Below are 4,457 nucleotides of genomic sequence, written 5' to 3'. Positions count from 1 at the left end.
TCGCGGCGTCGAGATTGTCGACGACCTTGACCGCCAGCACCGGCGCAAGATATTCGGTGCGCCAGTCTTCTTCGGTTGCATCGACGAGCGGGCCGACGCCCGCGTCGGCGAACACCGCGCGTGCCGCTGCGTCGACGCGCAATTCGACTTCCTTGTCGCGATACAGCTTGCCCAAAGGCGGCAGCACTTCAGCGGCGATACCGCGCGCCACCAGCAGCGTTTCCATCGTGTTGCAGGTGCCGTAGCGGTGCGTCTTCGCGTTGTCGCAGACGGTCAGCGCCTTGGTCAGATCGGCGCGGTCGTCGACATACACGTGGCAAATGCCGTCGAGGTGCTTGATCATCGGCACGCGCGCTTCGTTCATCAGGCGCTCGATCAGGCTCTTGCCGCCGCGCGGCACGATCACGTCGACGTATTCGGTCATCGTAATCAGCTTGCCGACCGCGGCGCGGTCCGAGGTAGCGACCACTTGCACGGCGTCCTGCGGCAAACCCGCTGCCTCCAGTCCTTCGCCGATCAGCTTCGCCAGTGCCGTGTTGCATTCGAGCGCTTCCGAGCCGCCGCGCAGAATCGTGGCGTTGCCGGACTTCAGGCACAACGCCGCGGCGTCGATCGTGACGTTCGGACGCGATTCGTAGATGATGCCGATCACGCCGAGCGGCACACGCATCTGCCCGACCTGAATGCCACTCGGGCGATACTTCAGATTGCTGATCTCGCCGATCGGATCGGCCAGCGCGGCAACTTGCCGCAAGCCTTCGACCATTGTTTTCAGCGTTTTGTCCGACAGCGTCAAACGGTCGACAAACGCAGCGTCGAGACCTTTGTCGCGGGCCCGGGCGACGTCACGCGCGTTGGCCTCTTTCAGCGACGCGGCGTCGCGCTCGATCGCCGCGGCCACCGCTGCGAGCGCGGCGTTCTTCGCCGCCGTCGACGCCCGCGCCATCGCCCGCGAAGCGTGGCGGGCGCGGCGGCCGAGGTCGGTCATGTACTGGTCGATATCCATGTGATTCTCGTGGTGCCGCGCACATCGAGGTGCGGCGGACAGGCAAAGTTAGCGAAGGATCGAAAGATTGTAAGTCGGGTGGCGAAGCTTTGCTTTAGCCACACCGATCGCCCAGATCAGCCCGGTCTGCGTGTCGGCGCAACCGCCCCGGCCCGAGGTCGCGGCGGCGGCACAGGCGCAGCTTTTGGCGAAGCCACCGTCATCGCCAGTTCGAACAAACCGTCCCAAGGATCAGGCGGCGGATCGTTGCGATGATTGCCCGGCGTGCCGCCCGACAAGCCCTTAACCTGCCGATCCAGCCGCGCGGCCAGAGCCAGCGCCTTCTCCAGCGCGCTTTCAGTGACGCGCGACAACGCCGGCCCGATCAGCCGCTCACGCGGCCCCCACACGCGGTTCTCGCGCACCAGCATCGCGAGCGGCTTGCCCGCCGCGACACCGCGCTTGATCCGCAACAGCGTACGCACTTCTTCGACCACCGCCCACAGCACCAGTACCGCGGCCTCGCCCTCGCCCCGCAAGCCGTCAAGCATGCGCGCGAGGCGACCGACATCACCCGCCAGCATCGCTTCGTTCAGCTTGAAAACGTCATAGCGGGCGACGTTCAGCACCGCGTCCTGGATCTGTTCAAAGCTCAACGACCCAGCCGGATACAGCAGCCCGAGCTTCTGGATTTCCTGATGCGCAGCGAGCAGGTTGCCTTCCACGCGCTCGGCGATGAACGCCAGCGCGCGCCGCCCTTCTTCCCCGGCAACGACCCGCTGGCCCTGGGCGGCAAGCCGTTGACCCACCCAATTCGGCAATTGCGCACGCTCCACCGGATCGATCTTCAACGCGACGCCGGCATCGGCCAGCGCAGTGAACCACGCCGACTTTTGCGTCGCGGCGTCGAGCCGCGGCAGCGTGATCATCGTCAGCACGTCGTCATTCACGGCGGCGGCGAGCGCTTTCAGCGCGTCCGCGCCCTCCTTGCCGGGCTTACCCGATGGAATGCGCAATTCGACCAGTTGACGGTCGCCGAACAGCGACATCGATTGACTCGCGCCAAGCAGCGAACTCCAGTCGAAGCCGCGCTCAACCGTGAACACGGAACGATCGGTAAAGCCGGCCGCACGCGCCGTCGCACGAATCCGGTCGCTCGCTTCCTGCGCGAGCAGGTGCTCGTCGCCGTACACGACGTACAGTCCGGCGAGTCCCTTCGCGAGATGCGCTTCGAGCGCGTCAAGTCGCAGTTGCATGGCTACCGATCGACGAGGTTAACAGGCTGCATGAGAGGCCGCATGAGAGGCCGCATGACAGGCCGCATGAGGGACTGCATGAGCGAGTCCATAGGCGCGGCACATGCGGCAAGCGAAACAAAGACACAGCGCGACGCTCACAGCGGCGGCGGCGGCAATGGCGCGCGCGGCGCCACCGACGGCACCTGCTGGCCTGGCGCCGGGTGCATCGAGCGCACCAGCGACAGGCGGCGCGTAAGCTGGTCGATCGCGTCGTTTTCCATGTCCGCGAAGAGGATGTCGGATTCAGAGGCCTTGGCCTGCGAAAACTGGTCGCTATAGGTCATCGCGCGGTTCAGCGCGATCACGCTCGACGGAATCAGCACCGTGCCGTCCTTGCCGACCAGCGTGTAGGTCATCGACAGATTCAATGCATACTCTTCGACAACACCCAGCGAGTTCAGCGTGAGCGTATTGACGCCACGACCCTCGGTGATCTGCAGCGTTGCATCGGCATTCGCAACGGAAGTGACCACCACCGTGTCGCTGCCGCCCTGCACAAGGCGTGCGAGCCGTGCGCCGGCCGCAGCCGAACCGCCGGAGATATAGAGTCGTTTGAATGCGTAGTCCTGCTGGCCGCGCAACTGGAAGCCGCAGGCGGACAACATCAACACGCTGCACGCCAGCGTCAATAACATTCTGCGAGTCACATTGGCTCCTGGTTCGCAGTGGATTCCGCAGCGGGAGACCAGCGCCGCCACACGCGGCGGCGCTGGTCTGCTGTCATGTATTGGTGGGCTGTCAAACCACCACGTTCACGAGGCGGCCCGGCACCACGACGATCTTCTTCGGTGTCTTGCCTTCGCTGAACTTCTCGACCGCCTCATGCGCGGCGGCGAGCTTTTCGATCGCTTCACGTGTCGCATCTTTCGCCACCGTGAGCGCGCCGCGCACCTTGCCGTTCACCTGCAGCACGAGTTCGATTTCGGCCTGTTCCAGCGCCTGTTCATCGACCTTCGGCCACGCGGCGTCGAGCAGCGAGCCGAATTCGTCGGCGTAACCGAGTTCCTGCCACAACTGGAACGTCTGATGCGGCACGACCGGATACAGCACACGCAGCATCACGCTATACGTCTCGCGCAGGACCCCCGGTTGCGCGCCCTTCGCGCTGTCGAGCGCGTTGAGCATCTTCATCGCCGCCGACACCACCGTGTTGTACTGCAAACGCTGGTAGTCGAAGTCGGCCTGCTTCAGCACGCTGTAGATCTCGCGGCGCAGCACCTTGTCGGCCTCGCTGAAATTCGCGGCGTCGAGCTTGCCACCGGCGCGCAACGCGGCTTCGTTGGCGTGAGCGAAGTTCCACACACGGCGCAGGAAGCGGCTCGCGCCTTCCACGCCCGAACCGGACCATTCGAGCTGCTGCTCGGGCGGTGCGGCGAACATCACGAACAGACGCGCGGTGTCCGCGCCGTGCTGATCGATCAGCAGTTGCGGATCGACGCCGTTGTTCTTCGACTTCGACATCTTTTCGACGCCGCCGAGTACCACCGGCTGGCCGTCCGAATTCAGCACGGCGCCGACCGGGCGCCCCTTGTCGTCGAACGAGACGGTGACGTCGGCCGGGTTATACCAGGTCTTCTTGCCCGCTTCGCTTTCGCGGTAGTACGTTTCGTTGAGCACCATGCCCTGCGTGAGCAGGTTCCTGGCCGGCTCGCCGAACTTGACCAGCCCGAGGTCGCGCATGACCTTGGCCCAGAAGCGCGAATACAGCAGGTGAAGAATCGCATGCTCGATACCGCCGATGTACTGGTCCATCGGCGCCCAGTAATCGGTGCGCTCGTCGACCATGGTCTTCGCATCCGGCGACGCATAGCGATAGAAGTACCAGGACGAATCGACGAAGGTGTCCATCGTGTCGGTTTCGCGCCTGGCCGCGCCGCCGCAGGTCGGGCACGTGCAATTCACGAACGCCTCGGATTTGGCGAGCGGGTTGCCCGTGCCGTCCGGCACGAGGTCTTCCGGCAGCACGACGGGAAGATCTTTTTCCGGCACTGGCACGTCGCCGCATGTCGGGCAATGGATGATCGGAATCGGCGTGCCCCAGTAACGTTGGCGCGACACGCCCCAGTCACGCAGACGCCACGTGATCTGCTTGTCGCCGAGGCCGAGTTCCTTCAGATCGGCGGCGATCCGGTCGACCGCCTGCTCGTACGTGAGACCGTCGTACTTGCCGCTGT

Annotated in this window: 4 protein-coding genes; all 4 read right to left on the bottom strand. The window is 64.8% G+C overall.

Translation table 11 applies throughout. The features are described from left to right. Positions 1–1,006, bottom strand: a 1,006-nt coding sequence (locus tag QOC89_RS20555; protein WP_323046700.1) for a glutamate-5-semialdehyde dehydrogenase, incomplete at its 3' end; no start/stop codon positions are given. A 116-nt stretch (positions 1,007–1,122) separates the two neighbouring features. Next, positions 1,123–2,241, bottom strand: a complete 1,119-nt coding sequence (gene holA, locus QOC89_RS20550; RefSeq protein WP_323046699.1) for a DNA polymerase III subunit delta — start codon at positions 2,239–2,241, stop codon at positions 1,123–1,125. A gap of 137 nt (positions 2,242–2,378) precedes the next feature. Then, positions 2,379–2,930, bottom strand: a complete 552-nt coding sequence (gene lptE, locus QOC89_RS20545; protein WP_416340431.1) for an LPS assembly lipoprotein LptE — start codon at positions 2,928–2,930, stop codon at positions 2,379–2,381. A gap of 91 nt (positions 2,931–3,021) precedes the next feature. After that, on the bottom strand, positions 3,022–4,457 hold a 1,436-nt coding region (locus tag QOC89_RS20540; protein ID WP_323046698.1), incomplete at its 5' end, for a class I tRNA ligase family protein.

Source organism: Paraburkholderia sp., from assembly GCF_034668105.1.
Lineage (GTDB): Bacteria > Pseudomonadota > Gammaproteobacteria > Burkholderiales > Burkholderiaceae > Paraburkholderia.
The sequence above is the reverse complement of the archived record's forward strand: the minus strand, read 5'-3'. Positions and strand labels throughout refer to the sequence as shown.